The sequence below is a fragment of the Parvibaculum sp. genome, assembly GCF_049671045.1.
GTDB lineage: Bacteria > Pseudomonadota > Alphaproteobacteria > Parvibaculales > Parvibaculaceae > Parvibaculum.
The window spans coordinates 1-19,326 of the sequence record NZ_JBATUH010000105.1; the positions used below are offsets into that span (position 1 = coordinate 1).

16 protein-coding genes are annotated in these 19,326 nt (G+C 64.6%); 11 read left to right on the forward strand and 5 right to left on the reverse strand.

Going from position 1 to position 19,326, the window contains the following annotated elements:
- Positions 1 to 207 precede the first annotated feature (207 nt).
- The gene (locus WBG82_RS11885) at positions 208 to 2,172 is read left to right on the forward strand and encodes a TonB-dependent receptor plug domain-containing protein (RefSeq protein WP_424424736.1); all 1,965 of its coding nucleotides are present in this window, start codon (positions 208 to 210) and stop codon (positions 2,170 to 2,172) included.
- Positions 2,173 to 2,243: 71 nt separating this feature from the next.
- On the opposite strand, the gene WBG82_RS11890 is transcribed toward WBG82_RS11885, so the two are convergent.
- The gene (locus WBG82_RS11890) at positions 2,244 to 3,089 is read right to left on the reverse strand and encodes an enoyl-CoA hydratase (protein WP_424424737.1); all 846 of its coding nucleotides are present in this window, start codon (positions 3,087 to 3,089) and stop codon (positions 2,244 to 2,246) included.
- A gap of 204 nt (positions 3,090 to 3,293) precedes the next feature.
- Here WBG82_RS11890 and WBG82_RS11895 point away from each other — a divergent pair, with 204 nt between their 5' ends.
- From WBG82_RS11895 to WBG82_RS11925, 7 genes are all read left to right on the forward strand, one after another.
- Positions 3,294 to 4,526 (forward strand): pyridoxal phosphate-dependent decarboxylase family protein, encoded by a 1,233-nt coding sequence (locus tag WBG82_RS11895; protein ID WP_424424738.1) that lies wholly within the window; start codon positions 3,294 to 3,296, stop codon positions 4,524 to 4,526.
- Positions 4,527 to 4,613: 87 nt separating this feature from the next.
- Positions 4,614 to 6,161 carry an acyl-CoA synthetase gene (locus tag WBG82_RS11900; protein WP_424424739.1) on the forward strand — a complete coding sequence of 516 codons (1,548 nt, stop codon included), beginning with the start codon at positions 4,614 to 4,616 and terminating at the stop codon, positions 6,159 to 6,161.
- Positions 6,162 to 6,354: 193 nt separating this feature from the next.
- Positions 6,355 to 6,564, forward strand: coding sequence for a hypothetical protein (locus tag WBG82_RS11905; protein ID WP_424424740.1), 210 nt, complete (start codon positions 6,355 to 6,357; stop codon positions 6,562 to 6,564).
- A gap of 142 nt (positions 6,565 to 6,706) precedes the next feature.
- Complete coding sequence (locus WBG82_RS11910) at positions 6,707 to 7,195, forward strand: MarR family winged helix-turn-helix transcriptional regulator (protein ID WP_424424741.1); 489 nt, start codon at positions 6,707 to 6,709, stop codon at positions 7,193 to 7,195.
- Positions 7,196 to 7,219: 24 nt separating this feature from the next.
- Positions 7,220 to 8,296 carry an HlyD family secretion protein gene (locus WBG82_RS11915; protein ID WP_424424742.1) on the forward strand — a complete coding sequence of 359 codons (1,077 nt, stop codon included), beginning with the start codon at positions 7,220 to 7,222 and terminating at the stop codon, positions 8,294 to 8,296.
- A gap of 4 nt (positions 8,297 to 8,300) precedes the next feature.
- Positions 8,301 to 9,833, forward strand: a complete 1,533-nt coding sequence (locus WBG82_RS11920) for a DHA2 family efflux MFS transporter permease subunit (RefSeq protein ID WP_424424743.1) — start codon at positions 8,301 to 8,303, stop codon at positions 9,831 to 9,833.
- Between the two features lie 74 nt (positions 9,834 to 9,907).
- Positions 9,908 to 10,792 carry an MBL fold metallo-hydrolase gene (locus WBG82_RS11925; protein ID WP_424424744.1) on the forward strand — a complete coding sequence of 295 codons (885 nt, stop codon included), beginning with the start codon at positions 9,908 to 9,910 and terminating at the stop codon, positions 10,790 to 10,792.
- Between the two features lie 7 nt (positions 10,793 to 10,799).
- On the opposite strand, the gene WBG82_RS11930 is transcribed toward WBG82_RS11925, so the two are convergent.
- Both WBG82_RS11930 and WBG82_RS11935 read right to left on the reverse strand, forming a co-directional pair.
- Complete coding sequence (locus WBG82_RS11930; protein ID WP_424424745.1) at positions 10,800 to 11,549, reverse strand: DUF1499 domain-containing protein; 750 nt, start codon at positions 11,547 to 11,549, stop codon at positions 10,800 to 10,802.
- A gap of 33 nt (positions 11,550 to 11,582) precedes the next feature.
- Positions 11,583 to 13,223, reverse strand: coding sequence for a 3-(methylthio)propionyl-CoA ligase (locus tag WBG82_RS11935; protein WP_424424746.1), 1,641 nt, complete (start codon positions 13,221 to 13,223; stop codon positions 11,583 to 11,585).
- A 202-nt stretch (positions 13,224 to 13,425) separates the two neighbouring features.
- Here WBG82_RS11935 and WBG82_RS11940 point away from each other — a divergent pair, with 202 nt between their 5' ends.
- The 3 genes from WBG82_RS11940 (at position 13,426) to WBG82_RS11950 (ending at position 16,912) form a co-directional block, all read left to right on the forward strand.
- Positions 13,426 to 14,892 carry an amidase gene (locus WBG82_RS11940; RefSeq protein ID WP_424424747.1) on the forward strand — a complete coding sequence of 489 codons (1,467 nt, stop codon included), beginning with the start codon at positions 13,426 to 13,428 and terminating at the stop codon, positions 14,890 to 14,892.
- 194 nt (positions 14,893 to 15,086) lie between these two features.
- On the forward strand, positions 15,087 to 16,475 hold the full coding sequence (locus WBG82_RS11945; RefSeq protein ID WP_424424748.1) for an aminotransferase: 1,389 nt from the start codon (positions 15,087 to 15,089) through the stop codon (positions 16,473 to 16,475).
- A 20-nt stretch (positions 16,476 to 16,495) separates the two neighbouring features.
- Entirely contained in the window at positions 16,496 to 16,912 is a 417-nt protein-coding gene (locus WBG82_RS11950; RefSeq protein ID WP_424424749.1) for a hypothetical protein, read from the forward strand.
- A 33-nt stretch (positions 16,913 to 16,945) separates the two neighbouring features.
- Here the strand turns inward: WBG82_RS11950 and WBG82_RS11955 are convergent, their stop codons facing one another.
- Together WBG82_RS11955 and WBG82_RS11960 are read right to left on the reverse strand one after the other, a co-directional pair.
- Complete coding sequence (locus tag WBG82_RS11955; protein ID WP_424424750.1) at positions 16,946 to 17,701, reverse strand: SDR family NAD(P)-dependent oxidoreductase; 756 nt, start codon at positions 17,699 to 17,701, stop codon at positions 16,946 to 16,948.
- Positions 17,702 to 17,746: 45 nt separating this feature from the next.
- The gene (locus WBG82_RS11960; protein ID WP_424424751.1) at positions 17,747 to 19,312 is read right to left on the reverse strand and encodes an AAA family ATPase; all 1,566 of its coding nucleotides are present in this window, start codon (positions 19,310 to 19,312) and stop codon (positions 17,747 to 17,749) included.
- Between the last annotated feature and the right edge of the window lie 14 nt (positions 19,313 to 19,326).

Here is a 19,326-nt window from a genome sequence, read left to right on the forward strand (position 1 = left end):
GACCCGCGAGCCAGGAGACCTGCCGTCAAGCGCGTCATCTGCCGGTGGCCGGGGTGTGCCAGCCGGGCGGCAAGACCGCATGATGACGCGACAGGTTTCGTCCGCGTCCGCCTGCCGCGTCTGTCCCGCGATCCTCTCGCCTCGCTCGCATCTCCGCTGCCGGTCCTGGCGGCCGGGGTTGGCCGCGAACGACATGAGGGGGTTCCTGTGAACATCTCCAGCAACAAGACACGCCGCGCACTCGCAGCGGCGCTCGCCACTCCGCTCGGCCTTGCGGCCTTTGCCACCACACCCGCCAGCGCCGATACCGCGGCCATCGCGCCCGACATGATTGTCACGGCAAGTCCCGAGCCCTTGCCGACCAAGGAAGTCGCAAGCTCCTACACGATCATCACCGCAGCGGAGATCAAGGCGCATCAGTACCGCTCGATCACGGAAGCGCTAAGCGGCGTGCCCGGCATCCATCTCGTGCAGCAGGGTGGCGAAGGAAAGGTCACTTCCGTCTTCAGCCGCGGTTCCAACTCGAACCAGACGCTCGTTCTCATCAACGGGCAGAACGTCACCGATCCCTCGGCCCCCACAGGCGCCTTCAACTTCGCCGATCTGACGCTCGACAATGTCGAGCGCATCGAGGTCGTGCGCGGACCGCAAAGCGCGCTTTATGGCAGCCAGGCGATGGGCGCGGTCATCAACATCATCACCAAGCGCGGCCACGGCGCGCCGAAAAGCACGCTACGCGTCGAGGCAGGCACGCTCGGCACGCTCAATACGAGCCTTACTTCGGGCGGCAGCCTCGGCAAGACGGATTATTTCGTTTCGCTGTCGCGTCAGGCCAGCGACGGCAACGACGTGACGCCCGCGCGCTATCGCTTCGGCGCGGCAAAGGAGAAGGACCCTTACGAGAATGTGACGGGCTCGCTCAGGCTCGACACCGTGCTCAACGACTATCTCACCGCCTCCGCCTTCGCCCAGATCGTCGATGCGCGCACCGCGCTCGACACCGAGCTTCCGGAAAATCTCTACAATGAGGCGACGACGCACGAATTCTATTTCAACGGCGAGGTTTCGGGACGCTTTCTCGATGGAGCATGGCGGCCGAAACTCTCCTTCGCCTTCGCGCAGACAAACCGCAAGGATACGGATCGCCCCGACATCTATTCGGTGACGATGGACGACACCAACAATCGCGGCAACAGGATCACCGCGAAGCTCGACAACACGCTCGATCTTGCCGACTGGAATTCGCTTTCCTTCGGCGGCCAGTTCACACGCGACGAATTCAGCGTCAACGGGAGCACCGATTTCGGCGGCTTCGTGCAGACGCCCGATTCAAGCAAGAGCGAGACGGCAACCGCCTTCTACATCTCCGACCATGCGACCTGGGGCGAACGCTGGTTTGCGACCGCAAGCGGACGCTTCGACAGCCCGGCGGACTTCGAGAATGCGGCGACTTTCACCATCGCGCCGGGCTACTACCATCCCGAAACGGATACGCGGCTCACGGTGAGCTATGGCACCGCCTTCAAGGTTCCCTCGCTCTTCCAGCGCTATGGCTACACGCCCAACAATTTCGGCTCGGCCTTTTTCGGCAATCCCGATCTCAAGCCCGAGCGCAGCCGCGGCTGGGAAGCAGGCGTCGATCAGGGGCTTTTCGACAGCAGGCTCCGGCTCGGCGCGACATGGTTTTCAAGCAAGATCAGCGATGCCATCTCGACATATTTCCTGCCGAGCTTCGATTCGACGACGCGCAACGAGCCGTCATTCAAAACGCACGGGCTTGAATCCTACGCGCAGGCCGAACTGACGAACGCGCTGAGCCTGCGGCTCGACTACACATTCACCGTGGTCGATGCGGATGTCATCAACAGCTCGCTCACCCGGCGGCCGCGCCACCAGGCGAATGTCTCGACGGTCTGGCGGCCGGATGCGCTGACGAGCCTCTCCGCCGAGATGCAGTATGTGGTCCCCTATCTCGACATCAAGCGGGACACGGGCGCGATCTTCAAGCCGGGGAGCCATGCCGTCTTCAATCTCGCGGCATCGCGGCAGATCACGGAGAGCATCGAGATCACGGCGAAGATCAAGAATCTTTTCAACAAGAGATATGAGCCCGCCGACGGCTTCGAGGCACCGGGCATCGAGGCGCTCGCCGGCATCGCGATCAGCTTCTGACGTTGACTGACGATCCGGAAGGCCGCTTCCCTCCCCGCCCCGCGGAGAGGGAAGCCCCTTCGGGCGCCGGTTCAGCGGCCCGTGAACTTCGCCGCGCGCTTCTCGACGAAATGCGCGACGCCTTCGCGGAAATCCTCCGTGGCGAAACTCTTCTGCATCTCGCTGTCGCCGACCGCGAGCGCCTCGTTGAAATCCTGAAAGAGCGCCTTCCAGACCTGCGCTTTCATGACCGCCATGGAGCGCGGGCTCACGGTTGCGGCCAGCATGCGCGCATAATCCATCACCGAACCCATGAAGTTCGCCTGATCGAAGACCTTGTTGACGAGGCCGATGCGTTCGGCCTCCGCCGCCGTCACCTTGCGCGCGGAAAGCAGGAGATCGAGCGCATGCGCCGGGCCGACGAGGCGCGGCAGGAGCCATGAAATTCCGTGCTCGGCAATGAGGCCGCGGCTTGCAAAGGCGGTGGTGAACTTCGCATCGGAGCCCGCAAAACGCATGTCGGCATAGAGCGCGAAGACGAGGCCGAGACCCGCCGCCGGGCCGTTGATCGCGGCTATGACGGGCTTCTTCACCTGCATGAGATAGCCGAAGCGGCCGCCATAATGCACGCCGACTTCGGGGCCGAGGCCGCCCGCGAAATTGAAGCTCTCCTCGCGCGCCGCCTTCGCGAATTCGCGCTCCTGCGGCTGATCGGCCTTGATGCCCTGCAGGATGCCCATATCGGCGCCAGCGCAAAAGCCGCGCCCCGCGCCGGTCACGACGATGGCGCGCACCTCGTCGTCATCGACGGCCGAGGCGATCGCGCGCTTGAGGCTCTTCTCCATCGCGCCGGTCCAGGCGTTGAGTTTTTCGGGCCGGTTCAGCGTGAGGACGGCGACACGGTCCTGCACTTCGTAAATGAGATCTTCGTAATTCATGTTTTCCTCCCTGAACGACGCGGACCGTTCGTTCTCCTCGTCCGCGGGCAGTCTGCGTCGCATCTTGCGGCACGGTCAAAGCATTTCTGGACACGCGACGACGCCGCGCTTGACCTGACAATCGGAGAGGACACACTCTCTTCCGGTTATGCGCAAATCCTCCGCGCGAGGGTGATCCTCCGCCGAACGACGAAAGACACGAACATGTCGATGCCGGAAAAAGGAACCGACTGGGAAACGCTGAAGCGCGAGATGCAGGCGCGGGGACAGGGCGACGTCAAATGGCGCGACGGCAAAACCGCCGTCTATGTCTTCAATGCCGGACCCGATGTCGAACGTGTGCAGAAGGAAGCCTATACGCTCTTCATGTCGGAGAACGGCCTTGGCCCGCTCGCCTTTCCCAGCCTCAAGAAAATGGAAGACGAGGTCGTCTCCATGGGGCTCTCGCTTCTTCATGCGCCGGAAGGCGCGGCGGGAAACATCACATCGGGCGGCACCGACTCGATCACCATGGCGATGAAGGCCGCGCGGGATTTCGCGCGCAAGGAAAAGGCGATCAAGGGCACGCTCAACATCGTGCTTCCCCGCTCCGCTCATCCCGCTTTCGACAAGGCGGCGAAGGTCATGGAAATCGAAGTGCGGCGCGTGGCCGTTGGCAGCGACTGGCTCTCCGATGTCGAGGCGATGGGAAAGGCCGCGGACGCGCAGACGTTGATGATCGTCGGCTCGGCACCCTGCTTTCCCTACGGCCTCATCGATCCGATCGAAAGGCTCGGCGAACTCGCGCGGGCGCGCGGCCTCTGGCTCCATGTGGACGCCTGTGTCGGCGGATATATTGCGCCTTTCGTGCGGATGAATGGCGGCGACATTCCGCCTTTCGACTTCGAGGTCGAGGGCGTCTCCTCCATGTCGGCCGATCTGCATAAATACGGTTATTGCGCCAAGGGCGCTTCCACCGTCCTCTTCCGCACGGAGGCGCTGCGCGCCCATATGATCTTCGACTGCAACGAATGGCCGGGCGGGCGCATGATCACGCCGACGCTCGCCGGCACGCGGCCCGGCGGAGCCATTGCGGCCGCATGGGCGGTGATGAATTTCCTCGGCGTCGAGGGCTATCGCGCCAAGCATCGCCAGGTCACCGATGCTCGGGAGAAGATCGAGGCGGGCGTCAGGGCGCTCGGCTTCCGCATCATCGGCCGCCCACAACTCGGCCTCCTCGCCTTCACCCATGACGAGATCGACTGCATGGCCGTCTGGGGCAAGCTCTTCGAGCGCGGCTGGTTCACGAGCCTGACCACCGAGCCCAAGGGGCTCCATCTCATGCTCTCGCCCTTCCATCTTCAGGTCGCCGACACCTATCTCGCGGACCTCGCCGCCGCCGTGGCGGAGGTGAAGGCCGGGCAAAAAGGCCCGGCGCGCGAGGCGCGCTACAGCTAGGCGCCAGGACCGCAAGGCCGCCCTTTTCTCCGCCTCCGCTCCTGATAGACTTTTCGGTCTGTGGGGGGACAAGGGGAGGAATTCGATATGGGTGCCTATCTGCGATCCGGCGCGCGCGTCACCGATGCGTCATCTCTGTTCGAACGCGCGGCGCGCGCGGCAGCGGGCTTTGCCAGCCTCGGCATCGGGCCGGGCGATGTCGTCGCCGTCTATCTGCGCAACGACTTCGCCTTCTTCGAGGCCTCTGTCGCGGCCGGGCTTGTCGGCGCCTATTCGACGCCGGTCAACTGGCACAACTCGCCGGACGAAGCGGCCTATATCTTCGAGAATTCCGGCGCGAAGGCGATCGTCATCCATGCCGACCTCTATCACCCGATCGCCAGCGCCATTCCGGCGCATGTACCGGTCTTCGTGGTCGAGACGCCACCCGAAATAATGTCCGGATACAGAATAAATGCTGATGCGGCGCGGCTTCCCCAGGGGCTTCCTGTCTGGGATGCCTGGCTTTCCGGCTTTGCGCCGAGGGCGCAAGGACCGGACGAAGCGCCGGGCTCCATGATCTACACCTCCGGCACGACCGGGCAACCGAAGGGCGTGCGCCGCAACCAGCCGACCCCGGAACAAATAGCGGCGCAGCAGCGCGGCATCGCCACCGTCATGGGGTTCAATGAGAAGTTCACCCCCGCCGGCGGGATCGTCACCGTCATCACCGGCCCCATGTATCACTCCGCGCCCAATGCCTATGGGCTTATCGGCCTCAAGCTCGGCGCCAGCATCATTCTTCAGCCGCGCTTCGACCCTGAGGAGCTGCTCGCGCTCATAGAGCGCCATCGCGTCACGCATCTCCACATGGTGCCGACCATGTTCGTCCGTCTGCTGAAACTTCCCGAGGCGGTGAAGCGCAAATACGATCTCTCGTCGCTCCGCTTCGTCGTCCATGCTGCGGCGCCCTGCCCCGTCCATGTCAAGCAGGCGATGATCGAATGGTGGGGGCCGGTCATCAACGAATATTACGGCGCGACGGAAACGGGCGCCGTCGTCTTCTGCACCTCGGAGGAATGGCTCAGGCATCCCGGCACCGTCGGCAAGGCGCTTCCCAATGCGCGCGTGATGGTGCTCGACGAGAACGGCAACGAGGTCGCCAAGGGCGCCACCGGCGAGGTTGTCGCACGGCAGTCCGACATTGCCGACTTCACCTATCACGGCGATGACGAGAAGCGCCGCCGCACCGAAAAACGCGGCCTCATCTCGGCGGGCGATATCGGCTATCTCGACGAGGACGGGTATCTCTATCTCTGCGACCGCGCGAAGGACATGGTCATATCGGGCGGCGTCAACATCTACCCGGCCGAAATCGAAGCCGAACTCCACAAGATGCCGGGCGTGGCCGACTGCGCCGTTTTCGGCATTCCCGACGAGGAATTCGGCGAATCCATCTGCGCCATCGTGCAGCGCCAGCCCGGCGCCGATTTCGGCGCCGATGCCGTCCGCGCCTTCCTGCGCGAGCGCATCGCCGGATACAAGGTGCCGAAGCACGTCGAATTCCGCAGCGAACTGCCGCGCGAGGACTCGGGCAAGATCTTCAAGCGCAAGCTGCGCGAGCCCTTCTGGGAGGGCCAGAGCCGGCGCATCTGACGCTTCGCCGGGCAGGCGGCCGAATTACGCCGCAATGCACAATTTTTCTTCCTGACACCTTGTCATTTTGTGCAGTGCAGCGTATTCTGGCGCCAATCAAGGACAAGGGTGCCCCCAAGAGGCGCCTAAGCATCCGGGGAGGATGCGGCCGGCAGGGCTTATGCCAACCTGCTGATATCAAAGGATGCGCGCCATGCGTACCGCTCCCCAGTTCTCTCCCCGGAATGTCACCAAGGCCGGGCCCTTCCATGCCAGCATGGCAAGCGGGCTCCTGCACATCCACAAAACCCTCGCAAATGCGAAAAGCGGCATCAGCCCTGCCGAGACTTTGCTGGCGGCCACGCGGACGGTGCTCGGGATTTACGGCCTCGCCTTGCTGCTGAACTTCGCCCTCTCCTACTGAGGGGCCTCAGCGCATACTTGCGGGCGCGACAGCCATTCGCGCCCGCTCCCCGCTCCGAGAAACGCCGCCTCCCCCTTGCGGGAGGTTTTTTTGCGGTCATATAATAAGCCCTGCTTATTAACAGCAGACCACTTTAATAGCCATGCTTCTTAAATCCATGCCCTCTCGCTCCGACCCCGGCCATGGCATCGGCTTCTTGCTGGCCGACTCGTCCCGCATGCTCCGGCGTATCTTCAACGAGCGCGTGACGCCGCTCGGCCTTACTCAGGCGCAATGGCGCGCTCTCGTGCATCTGTCGCGGAACGAGGGGCTCAATCAGGTCAGCCTCGCGGACCTGCTCGAAGTCCAACCAATCACCGTCGCGCGCCTCATCGACAAGCTCGTCGCCGCCGGCCTCGTCGAACGCAGGCCCGATCCTAATGACAGGCGCGCGCTCAGACTGTTTCTCACCGAGCAGGCGACGCCGCTGCTCGAGCGTATCTGGGACATTGCCGAGGAAACCTACAGCGTCGTCCTCGCGGGCTTTTCACCTGAAGAGTGCGAATTGCTCGCCGACATGATGGCACGCATGCGCGGAAATCTGACGACACTGCTGCCTGGCTGCGCCTCGCGCGCCGCAGCGACGAAATAGAATCCCGAAAGCTGGAGTCCCTCAATGTCAGTCTCATTCGCCCCCGTCTCGAGCGCGGCCAGGCGCTTCCTCGGCGACCGCGCTTCCCTGAGGCCCATTCTTCTCATCGGCGTTCCCGCCATCGCCCTTGTCGCACTCTTCTATGTCTATATGACAAGCGGGCGCTATGTGAGCACCGACAACGCCTATGTGAAGGCGGACATGGTGTCGGTGAGCCCGGATGTGGGCGGCCGCATCGTCGCCGTCTTCGTCAAGCAGAACCAGTCCGTGAAAGTCGGCGATCCGATGTTCCAGATCGACCCCGCGCCCTACGAACTCGCGCTCGCGGAAGCCGACGCGCAGCTCTCCGCGGCGGAGAGCAGCATCCGCGCGCTAAAGGCGAAATACGAGATGACGATCGCCCAGATCGGCCTCGGCCGTTCGAGCATCGACTATTACGACCGCGAATATAAGCGGCAGGCCGCACTCGCCAAGCGCAGCTTCGCAAGCCAGGCCAATCTCGACACCGCGCGCCACAATTTCGATACCTCCGTGCAACTCCTCTCCGTGATGCGCCAGAGCCTCGAGCAGATTTCCGCGCAGCTCGACGGCAAGCCCGACGCGCCGGTCGAGCAGCACGCGTCCTACCGCTCCGCCAAGGCGCAGCGCGACAATGCGGCTCTCAATCTCGAGCGCGCCACCGTCCGCGCGCCTTTCGACGGCGTGGCCGGACGTCAGCCGCAGGTCGGTGACAATGTTTCGCCCGGCGTGCCCGTGGTGAGTCTCGTTTCCAACCAGCAGGTCTGGGTCGAGGCCAATTTCAAGGAGACCGATCTCACCAACGTCCATCCCGGCCAGACGGCGACGATCCATATCGACACCTATCCGAACCATGACTGGGCCGGCCATGTCGCCAGCATCTCGCAGGCGACGGGCGCGGAATTCTCGATCCTCCCGGCGCAGAACGCGACAGGCAACTGGGTGAAGGTCGTGCAGCGCATTCCCGTGCGCGTCGCCATCGACCGCCACCCGGAAGATCCCGTCATTCGCGCGGGCATGAGCGTCGAGGTCGAAATCGACACACATTCGAGCGCTGCCGTTCCCGACGAAGCGCGGAACTGATCCCATGACGCCGACACTCAGGAGGGCCATCGTCACCGGCGCGATCATGCTCGCCACGGTGATGCAGACGCTCGACTCGACGATCGCCAATGTGGCGCTGCCGCACATGCAGGGCACCATGGCCGCGACGCAGGACCAGATCGCCTGGGTGCTCACCTCCTATATCATCGCCGCCGCCATCGCGACGCCGGCGACAGGCTTTCTCGCCATCCGCTTCGGCCGCAAGACACTGCTGGCGATCTCCGTCGTCGGCTTCACCGTCACCTCCATGCTATGCGGCGCGGCCATGACGCTCGACCAGATCGTCATCTTCCGCCTGGCGCAGGGCGCGTTCGGCGCCGCCTTCGTGCCGCTCTCCCAGGCGATCTTGCTCGACATGTACACGATGGAGCAGCGCGGAAAGATGATGGCGCTGTGGGGCGTCGGCGTCATGGTGGGCCCCATCGCCGGGCCCGCCCTCGGCGGCTGGCTGACGGACAGCTATAGCTGGCGCTGGGTCTTCTACATCAACGTGCCTTTCGGCATCATCGCGCTTGCGGGCGTGCTGATCGGCATGACGGAGTCGCATCTCGACAAGCTGCGCAAATTCGACTGGATGGGCTTCGCATTTCTCAGCCTCTGCATCGGCTCGGCGCAGCTCATGCTCGATCGCGGCAACCTCGTCGACTGGTTCTCCTCCACCGAGATCATCGTCTATGCCGTCGTCATGTGCTTCACGCTCTATCTGTTCGTGGCGCATTCGGCGACGACGGCGCGTCCCTTCATCGATCTTGAACTCTTCAAGGACCGCAATCTCATTGTCGGCCTCATCATCATGTTCATCGTCGGCTTCGTTCTCTATGCGACGATGGCGCTGATGCCGCCCTATCTCGAATCGCTCATGGGCTTTCCCGTCGTCACCACGGGTCTTGTGCTCGCGCCGCGCGGCCTCGGCACAATGATCGCCATGGTCATCGCAGGCCGCATCATCAACATCGTCGACATGCGCGCGATCATCGGCTTCGGGCTCGCGCTCGCCTCCTTCTCTCTCTGGGAGATGGCGAAATTCAATCTCGACGTCAGCACGAGCCTCATCGTCTCGACGGGTCTGGTGCAGGGCTTCGGGCTCGGCTTCATCTTCGCGCCGCTGACGACCGTGTCCTTCGCCACGCTCGCGCCCCATCTCAGGACCGAGGGCACGAGTTTCTACAGCCTGCTGCGGAACGTCGGCTCGAGCGTCGGCATCTCCGCCTCGCAGACGCTGATCTCGCGGCTGACGCAGGTGAACCATGCGACGCTCGCCGAGCATGTGACCGCAACCAATCCGCTCTACCGGCCGGAAGCGATGCCGCCAATGCTCAATCTCACGACGCCCATGGGGCTTGCGGCTCTCGACAGCGAGGTGACGCGGCAAGCGGCCGCCATCGCCTATATCGACGACTTCAAGCTGATGATGTACCTCACCCTCATCGCCATTCCGCTACTCTTCCTGATGCGGCAGCCGAAAATACCGAGCGACGCGGCCGAGGAAGAAGCCCTGCATGCGGCCGCCGACTGAGAAAGGTTGAATCCGCGCCGCCGCCGCGCCATGCTCCGGGCGGCCGCGAATGCCGCGCCGATGAGGAAGCGCATATGTCCGTCGAAATACCCTATGTCCGCGACATCGAGTTCAACTATGGCGACAGCGTCGAGGTCTCGCCGCTGATCCGCCGCGTCGTCGCGGAGAACCCCTCGGCCTTCACCTACAAGGGCACGGGCACCTATATCATCGGCCATGGGCGCGTGGCGGTGATCGATCCCGGTCCGCTCAACGATGCGCATGTCGAGGCGTTGATGCGCGCGCTCGAGGGCGAGACGGTGACGCATATCCTCATCACCCACACGCATACCGACCATTCACCCGCGGCTGCGCCCCTGAAGGCGCTCACAGGCGCCAGAACCTATGGCTACGGGCCTCATGGCGCGGGCTCGGGCGAGGAAGATGGCGACATGGACTTCGTGCCCGATGTCGAGATCCGCCATGGCGACATCATCGAGGGCGATGGCTGGACCATCGAATGCGTGCACACGCCGGGCCACACCTCGAACCATATCTGCTTCGCGCTGAAGGAAGAGAAGGCGCTCTTCTCCGGCGATCATGTCATGGGCTGGTCGACCAGCATCGTGAGCCCGCCCGATGGAGACATGTCCGCCTATATGGATTCTCTCGCGCTGCTGCTGACGCGGGACGACGAGGTCTACTGGCCGACGCATGGCCCCGCCATTCACGACCCCAAGCGGCTCGTGCGCGCCTTCATCGCCCATCGCGAGGAACGCGAGCAGCAGATCATCGAGCAGCTGAAGGCGGGACATCACCGCATCGCGGAGATGGTGCCCGTCATGTATGCGGCGGTCGACAAGCGGCTTCATCCCGCCGCGGCGCGTTCCGTCTTCGCGCATATGACGCGGCTCGTCGCGCAGGGCCGCGTCGTGACCGATGGCGAAGTGACGCTCGGCGCGGAATACAGGCTGCCCTGACAGGACCTCAGGGGGCGGGCGTCGCGAGCTTCGTCTTCAGCGCCGCGAGATAGGCGCGGATGCGCGCCGCATTGGCGCCGAGATCACTGATGCCGACGCGCGAGACCGAGCGCAGGTCCACCGCGGCCGCGCCATCCCTTTCACTCACCCGGATCGCCACATCGTCCCTGAAGCCCATGAGCCGCGTCGTCGCCGTGGCCTCGATGAGCCCCTTCTCAGGCGAGGCGGCATCGATCCGCCATCCCATTTCCTTCGCGGTTTCAAGCGCGGCTTCATAGACCTTGCCCGGCTGCTCGCGAACGATGAACGTCTCGAGATCGGGATAGGCCTTGCGTTGCAGCTCGGCGAGATCGGGCGGAGACGAACGGTCGAGCGAGTTCGGTGCATCCTCGCGCAGGATGACGACCGCATCGAATTGCGGCGGATTGGCCAGATCGGTCGTGATGTCGTGAATGCGGGGAACGCTGCGCCCCTGCGACGCCGCCATCGCAACGGGGAGCGCCGCGACGGCCCCGATGAGGATGCCGAGAAGCGCGGCGCCCGCCCCGGCCCTGCTGCCACCCAGGGTGACGACAAGCCCGGCGAGAGAGACGAGCACCGCGACCGCGCCGATGAGCGCCGCGAGCGCCAGCCCACGTATCGGAAGCGTGTAGCCGATGAAGCCGAAACGGTTCGCGATTGCCGCGAGAACCAATACCACCAATGCCAGTACGGCGAGGCGCAATCCCCAGGCGGCTAGACGCGATCGTTCGGCCATCGTCTTCTCCCCTTTTCCTTGCTCCGTGGACGGTTACTCCGCCGCGTTCGCTGTCGGCAGCTTGTAGTCCTTGAACTTGTCGCGCAGCGCGAGCTTCTGGATCTTGCCGGTTGCCGTATGCGGGATCTCGTCGATGAAGGCGACATCGTCCGGCATCCACCATTTGGCGATCTTGCCATCCATATAGTGCAGGATCTCTTCCCTGGTCGCCGTCTCGCCTTCCTTCAGCACGATGATGAGAAGCGGCCGCTCGTCCCATTTCGGATGCGCGACGCCGATGACGGCGGCTTCCGCGACTTTTGGATGGCCGACAGCGAGATTTTCAAGTTCGATGGAGGAAATCCACTCGCCGCCCGACTTGATGACGTCCTTGGCGCGGTCGGTGATCTGCATGAAGCCGCGCTGATCGACGGTGGCGACGTCGCCGGTGTCGAACCAGCCGTCATCGTCGAGGATATTGCCGCCCTCACCCTTCAGATAGGATTTCGCGATGGAGGGGCCGCGCACGAGCAGATGCCCGAAAGCCTTGCCGTCCCAGGGAAGTTCCACGCCCTCGTCATCGGTGATCTTCATCTCGACGCCATAGGGCGGGCGTCCCTGCTTCACCTTGATGTCGAGCTTTTCCTCATGCGACAGCTCTTCCATGCCGGCCTTGAAGCTGCCGAGCGTGCCGAGCGGCGACATTTCCGTCATGCCCCAGGCGTGGCGAACCTCGACGCCATATTTGCTCTCGAAAATGTCGATCATCGAACGCGGCGCGGCCGAACCGCCGATGACGACGCGCTTGAGATGATCGAGCGTCTTGCCGGTCTTTTCGAGATATTGCAGCAGCATGAGCCACACGGTCGGCACGGCGGCGGTGAAGGTCACCTCTTCCGTCGTCAGCAATTCGCAGATGCTGTCGCCATCCATCTTCTGGCCCGGCATGACGATCTTGGCGCCGACCATGGGCGCCGAGAAGGCGATGCCCCAGGCATTCGCATGGAACATCGGCACCACCGGCAGCACACAATCGACCGATTTGAGGCCCATCGCATCGGCGGTTGCGCCGATCATGGCGTGCAGCACGTTGGAGCGGTGCGAATAGAGCACGCCCTTGGGATTGCCCGTCGTGCCGGAGGTGTAGCAAAGGCCGCAAGCGGCGTTCTCGTCGACCTCGACCCACTGGAAATCGCCATCCTCGGCATCGACAAGCGTCTCGTAGCAGAGCGCGTTCCTGAGCTTCGTCTGCGGCATGTGGGCCGCATCGGTCATGATGATGTAGCCCTTCACATTCGGGCACTGCGCCTCGATCGCCTCGACGATCGGAACGAAGGTCAGATCGACGAAGATGTACTTATCCTCGGCGTGGTTGATGATGTAGACGAGCTGCTCGGCGAAGAGGCGCGGATTGAGCGTGTGGCAGACGGCGCCGAGCCCCATGATGCCGTACCAGGCTTCCATGTGGCGGCCGGTGTTCCAGGCGAGGGTGGCGACGACCTCGCCCTCCTTCACGCCGAGGCGGCGCAAGGCCTGCGCCACCTTGCGGGCGCGGACATTCATTTCCGCATAGGTCGTCCGGACGATCGGCCCCTCGACCGAGCGCGACACGATCTCGCGCTCCCCATGAAAGCGGGCCGCATGATCGAGAATGCTCGACACGCGCAGCGGCCAATCCTGCATCAAACCCTTCATCGTCGCCTCTTCCATCCCTTAAGGTTGCCGGCAGGCCCCTCCCGCTTGGGCGCCCTGCCTGTTTTCCGCCAGTCTAGAGGCTCGCGCGCGGCCCGACAATCTCGGCCCCCGGGGGGCGGCACGGCAGAGGGCGAGATTTCCCTCTCAATGCGCGCCCCGCATCCGCTAATCTTGCGCCGGGGAGCAAACAGGGAGCCTGACAATGGCCGGAAAAGCAGACCTTCATTTCAAGCCCGCAGCCGAACTCACACGCATGATCCAGCGCCGGGAGATCAGCTCGCGCGAGCTTCTGGAGCACTTCATCGCCCGCGTCGAGCTGCACAACCCGAAGGTCAACGCCATCGTCGCGCGCGACTTCGATACCGCCCGCCAGCGCGCGGCGGAGGCCGACGAGGCGCTGGCCCGCGGCGAAATCCGCGGCCCGCTTCACGGCCTGCCCATGACCATCAAGGACGCGTTCGAGGTCAAGGGGCTCACCACCGCGGGCGGCACGCCCGACTATGCCAATCATGTGCCCCGGCGCAGCGCCACGGCTGTGGAGCGGATCGAGCGGGCGGGCGCCGTCATCTTCGGCAAGACGAACGTGCCTTTCCTTTCCGGCGATCTCCAGACCTATAACGACGTCTATGGCACCACGAACAATCCCTGGAACCTGGCCTGCGGCCCCGGCGGCTCGTCGGGCGGCTCGGCGGCGGCGCTCGCTTCCGGCCTCACCGGCCTCGAACTCGGCAGCGACATCGGCGGATCGATCCGCACACCCGCGCATTTCTGCGGCGTCTTCGGCCACAAGACGACTTTCGGCATCGTCCCGAAGCGGGGGCACATTCCGCCGCCGCCCGGCGCGCTCGCCGAAGGCGATCTCACCGTCGCGGGCCCGCTCGGCCGCAGCGCCGAGGATCTCGACCTCCTGCTTTCGGTGATCGCGGGCCCCGATGAAATGGCGGCTTCTGGCTGGCGGCTCGATCTGCCCGCGCCCCGCGCCAGGAACCCGCGCGAACTGCGCGCCGCCGTCTGGATCGAGGATCCCTTCTGCGACATCGACGCGGAATCGGTATCGCTCCTCAACGAGGCGGCGCGGGCGCTTGAGGAGGCGGGCGCGCATATCGACCGCGGCGCGCGGCCCGATTTCACGCTCGGCTGGTCGACGGAAGTCTATCTGACGCTTCTTCATTCGATCACGGCGTCGCGTTTTCCAGCCAAGGTCAAGGCGCGCCTCGCCGAGCAGGCCGCCGCCGAGCCCGCCGACAGCAAGAGCCACCTCGCCATTCAGGCGCGCGGCGCGACGATCAGCTATGCCGACCGCCTCGTCTGGCAGGAGCATCAGGCGCAGCTCCGCGCGAAATGGGCGGCATTCTTCCGCGATTTCGATGTCGTGCTCGCGCCGACGCTGATGCGGCCCGCCTTCCCTCACGACCACCGCTCGAACTGGCATGAGCGCCGCCTGACCGTGAACGGCGTCGAGCGCGAATATTTCGACGTGCTGATCTGGGCGGGCCCCGCCATCGTCGCGCATCTGCCGGCGACCATCGTGCCTGTCGGCGTGACACGCGACGGCCTCCCCGTGGGGCTTCAGATCATCGGCCCCCATCTCGGCGACCGCACGACGATTGCCGTGGCGGGCATGGTCGAAAACATTCTCGGGGGCTTCCGCGCGCCGCCTGGCTTTTGAGGCATGTTCCAGCGCGCCTTTGACAGTCCGCCGGGACCCTCTCATATTACGCGCCTTCCGAGTGGGGACACGGGGGTCCGGCAGCACGCAGCGCCGCCGGCCTCATGTCCCGGTTCCAGTTTTTGAGCGCCCCCTGCCGAAAATCCGGCTACGCATCAGCAGGGGCGCGCGTCGCAGCCTTCGAGGAGCGTCCCATGACGAAGCTGAGCAACGCCGCCGTACGCGACGTCGAGACGGTGATCCACCCCTACACCAATCTCGATGCCTTCCGCGCGACGGGTCCGATGATCATCGAGCGTGGCGAGGGCATTCATGTCTGGGACGCGGACGGCCGCAAATATATCGAAGGGCTCGCGGGCCTCTGGTGCACCTCGCTCGGCTATAACGAGCCGGAACTGATCGAGGCGGCGAACGAGCAGCTTCGCCAGATTCCGTTCACGCATGTTTTCGGCGGCAAGAGCCACGAGCGCGCGGCCGAGCTTGCCGAAAAGCTCAAGGCCATCGCGCCCCACAAGGCTTCCAAAGTGCTTTTCTGCGGCTCGGGCTCGGAAGCGAACGATCAGCAGATCAAGCTCGTCTGGTACTACAACAACGCGCTGGGCCGCACGAAGCGCAAGAAGATCATCTCGCGCCAGCGCGCCTATCACGGCGTCACCATCGCGTCGGCGAGCCTCACCGGCCTTCTGCCCAACCATCGCGATTTCGACCTGCCGCTTTCCTTCGCGCGCCACACCGATTGCCCGCATTACTACCGCTATGCCGAGCCGGGCGAGACGGAGGACGAGTTCACGACGCGGCTGGCCGCAAATCTCGAAAAGCTGATCATCGAGGAAGACCCCGAAACGGTTGCCGCCTTCATCGCCGAGCCCGTCATGGGCGCGGGCGGCGTCATCATTCCGCCGGAAGGCTACTTCCAGAAGATCCAGGCCGTGCTCGACAAATACGGCATCTATTTCATCGCGGACGAGGTCATCTGCGGCTTCGCGCGCACGGGCAACATGTTCGGCAGCCAGACATTCGGCATGAAGCCCGACAGCATCTCCGTCGCCAAGGCGCTTTCCTCGGCCTATGTCCCCATCGCGGCCATCACGGTCGGCGAGGAGATGTACCAGGCCATGCTCGACGAGAGCAAAAAGATCGGCACCTTCGGGCACGGCTTCACCTACACGGCCCATCCGGTGGCCGCGGCGGTCGCGGTCAAGACGCTCGAGATTTATGAGAAGCGCAACATCGTCGGCCATGTGCGCGGCGTCGCGCCGCGCTTCGAGCAGCGGATCGCGAAGCTCGGCCAGCATCCGCTCGTCGGCCATACACGCGCCCGCGGCCTTCTCGGCGCCATCGAACTCGTCGCCGACAAGACGGACAAGCGCAGCTTCGACGCCAAGATCGGCGTCGGCGCCGCCGTGCAGAAGGCGGCCGAGAAGCACGGTCTCATCGTCCGGGCGCTTGGCGGCGACATCATCGCCTTCTGCCCGCCGCTCATCGTCAGCGAAGCGGATATCGACGATATCTTCGACCGCATAGAGCGGGCGCTCGATGATACGGAAGGCTGGATCGCCAGGGAGGGTCTGCGCACGGCCTGAGCCGGGCGCGACCGGAAGACATGAAGGAAATCCGTTACCAGCTCCTGTTTGAAGGAAAGGTGTCGCCGGAAGACGAGATGGGAACGCGCATGCGCGTGGAGACGCGGGCAAGCTTCGGCCCCGGCCTCGATCCCGTGCTCTCGACCGGCGCGCCCGCGGCGGTTCTGGAGGCCACCGTGGAGCCCGATGAATTCGGGCGCTTCACCGAGCATGGCGAGATCGTCTTCGGCGGCGGCACGCTCGCCTATGCGAGCGACGGCGAAGGCACGATCGGCGAAAGCGCCGACCCGTCGCTGCAATATGGCCATGTCGTCCGCAGGATCGAGGGCGGCACGGGCGCCTTCGAGGGCGCGACCGGCACCATCGTCTCGGTCTTCACCGTCGGCGAGAACGCCATGATGCGCGACAGCCAGAGCGCGGTGATCTTCCTCGCCTGATGCGCGGGCGGCAGGCCGGAGCCCGTCACTGCGCTAGACGTGCTGGCCACCATTGATGTGGATTTCGGCGCCGTTCACATAGCTCGACTGATCCGTACACAGAAAATAGATCGTCCTCGCCACTTCCTCGGGCGTACCGAGGCGGCGCATCGGGATTTCGGCAACGATCTTTTCCGTTCCGGGCGAGAGAATGGCGGTGTCGATTTCACCCGGTGCGATCGCATTGACGCGAATGCCGAGGCGGCCGAAATCCGACGCCATTTCGCGCGTCAGCGCGGCGAGCGCCGCCTTCGAGGTCGCATAGGCCGAACCCGCGAAGGGATGGACGCGCACGCCCGCAATCGAGGTCACGTTTACGACAGAGCCCTGTGCCTTCATCAGCTCCTCGACGAGGCCGCGCGCGAGCATGACCGGCGCGAAGAAATTGACCTGGAAAACCTGCTGCCAGACATCCGTGCTCGTATCGAAGACGTTGAGGCGCGCGCCGCCCGGCCCCTTCGGCGAGATGGCCGCATTGTTGACGAGGGCATTGAGCCTGCTTCCCTGCGCCTTCAGCCGCTCGCGCATGACGGCGATCGCCTCTTCCGTGTTCTGCGGATCGGCAAGATCGACCTGAATATGGTCTTCCGGCCCCATCTCCCAGGGGCAGTCCTCGGGGAAGGGATGGCGTGAGCATGTGATGACACGCCAGCCCGCGCTCGAGAAGCGCTTGACCGTGGCGTGCCCAATGCCCCGGCTCGCGCCGGTGAGGATCAGGGTTTTGCGTTCTTCATTGGGGATCGTGTTCATGGCAAGCAATCTAGACGATGCGCCCGCGCCGCGCCAGCGAGGGGGCTACCCCGCGTCTCGCGGCCCTTTGCCGCCATGGAGCGCCTCGGAGAGCATGTCCTCGACCCCGCGCCTTGCATCGAGCGCCCGCCAGCGCATGTGGCCGAGATCGTAGCCGAGCTGGCGGCGCAGCACGGCAACATCGGCATCGGAAGGGTCGCGCGCCCCTGCCGCCCGCGCGGCGACCCGCGCCTCGAGCACATTCGCCGGCGCATCGAGCCACAGGCCCTCGAAGGCCGCTCCCGCCCCGGCGGCTATGCGCTCCGCCTGCACGCGCTCCTCCTCGCGGGCGAATACCGCATCGAACACGACCGGGAACCCGGCGGCAAGCGCCCGCGCGCCGAGCGTCATCATCTCGTCATAGACGCGCGCGCCGACATCGGGCGCATAAGCCTCCGGCGGCAGGCGGTCGAGCGGCGAGACATTGAAGAGCCGCTTGCGGATCACGTCGGAGCGCAGATGAACGGCGCCGATGAGGCCGAAATGCGGCGCGAGCACCTTTGCGAGCGTCGATTTGCCGGTGCCGGAAAGCCCTCCCACCGCAACCACGCGGGGCGGCATGTCGCTGAGCGCCACGCGCGCGAAGTCGAGATAGGCGCGCGCATGGGCGCGCTTTTCCTCCGTATCCGCGACCACGGCCGTCACCTTGGCGCGAATGGCCGCCCGCGTCGCCACGAAGAGCGGCATCAGCGCGAGGCCGTCGATCATGTCCGCCATGCTCTCTTCGGCCACATGATCGAAATAGACGTTGAGCGCCCTGTTGGCGAAACCCGCGAGGCGCGCATGGCCATTTTCGCGCAGGCGCAGATCCATCAGCAGAAAAGCGAGGTCATAAAGAATATCGATGCAGGCGATCTCATCGCTGAATTCGACGCAATCGAAGATCACCGGCCGCCCGTCGATGAGCGTCACATTGCCGAGATGAAGATCGCCATGGCAATGCCGCACGAAGCCCTGCGCGCGGCGCCTGTCGAGTAGCGGCGAGAGCCGCGCGATCGCCCGATCGCTCGCCCCGCGAAGAGCATCGAGGTCGGAGGATGCGAAGACCCGCCCGGCGCTGTCGGCGAGGTTGAGATCGTTTCCCTCGACGATATGGGCGAAGGCGGAAGCGCCGCCGAAATCGCGCCGGACTTCCGCCTTGCGGTGAAAGCGCTCGATATCGGCCGCCAGCATCTCGACTTCATCGCGCGTGAGGCGGCCTTCATCCGCCATGCGCGCGAAAAGCCCTTCCGCCGGAAAGCGCCGCATTTCCACGAGCCACTCGACGATCTCGCCATCGCCGCCGCCAAGCGCAAGACCCGCCGCGAGGCGCCTCACCGGCACCACGCCGAGATAGATTTCGGGCGCGGTGCGCCGGTTGAGCGCCACTTCGCGCTCGCAGACGATGCGGCGCTTTTCGAGCGTGGTGAAATCGAGAAAGCCGAAGTCGACGGGTTTTTTCAGCTTGTAAACGCGGTCGCCGGCTAGAAAGACGAGCGACGCATGCGTCTCGATGCGCTCGACGGCCGCATGCGGAGAAAGGCCGTATGTCGCCGGCCGGAGGAGCAGATTTTCGACATCGCTATCGACCAACCTGCCCCCGCCCC

Bases quoted from the DNA above. Each gene is read 5' to 3' on its own strand.
- WBG82_RS11940 (WP_424424747.1), top strand. From the start codon at position 13,426: ATGGCCGGAAAAGCAGACCTTCATTTCAAGCCCGCAGCCGAACTCACA.
- WBG82_RS11895 (WP_424424738.1), top strand. From the start codon at position 3,294: ATGTCGATGCCGGAAAAAGGAACCGACTGGGAAACGCTGAAGCGCGAG.
- WBG82_RS11935 (WP_424424746.1), bottom strand. From the start codon at position 13,223: ATGAAGGGTTTGATGCAGGATTGGCCGCTGCGCGTGTCGAGCATTCTC.
- WBG82_RS11905 (WP_424424740.1), top strand. From the start codon at position 6,355: ATGCGTACCGCTCCCCAGTTCTCTCCCCGGAATGTCACCAAGGCCGGG.
- WBG82_RS11925 (WP_424424744.1), top strand. From the start codon at position 9,908: ATGTCCGTCGAAATACCCTATGTCCGCGACATCGAGTTCAACTATGGC.
- WBG82_RS11945 (WP_424424748.1), top strand. From the start codon at position 15,087: ATGACGAAGCTGAGCAACGCCGCCGTACGCGACGTCGAGACGGTGATC.
- WBG82_RS11890 (WP_424424737.1), bottom strand. From the start codon at position 3,089: ATGAATTACGAAGATCTCATTTACGAAGTGCAGGACCGTGTCGCCGTC.
- WBG82_RS11910 (WP_424424741.1), top strand. From the start codon at position 6,707: ATGCTTCTTAAATCCATGCCCTCTCGCTCCGACCCCGGCCATGGCATC.
- WBG82_RS11900 (WP_424424739.1), top strand. From the start codon at position 4,614: ATGGGTGCCTATCTGCGATCCGGCGCGCGCGTCACCGATGCGTCATCT.
- WBG82_RS11915 (WP_424424742.1), top strand. From the start codon at position 7,220: ATGTCAGTCTCATTCGCCCCCGTCTCGAGCGCGGCCAGGCGCTTCCTC.
- WBG82_RS11950 (WP_424424749.1), top strand. From the start codon at position 16,496: ATGAAGGAAATCCGTTACCAGCTCCTGTTTGAAGGAAAGGTGTCGCCG.
- WBG82_RS11930 (WP_424424745.1), bottom strand. From the start codon at position 11,549: ATGGCCGAACGATCGCGTCTAGCCGCCTGGGGATTGCGCCTCGCCGTA.
- WBG82_RS11955 (WP_424424750.1), bottom strand. From the start codon at position 17,701: ATGAACACGATCCCCAATGAAGAACGCAAAACCCTGATCCTCACCGGC.
- WBG82_RS11920 (WP_424424743.1), top strand. From the start codon at position 8,301: ATGACGCCGACACTCAGGAGGGCCATCGTCACCGGCGCGATCATGCTC.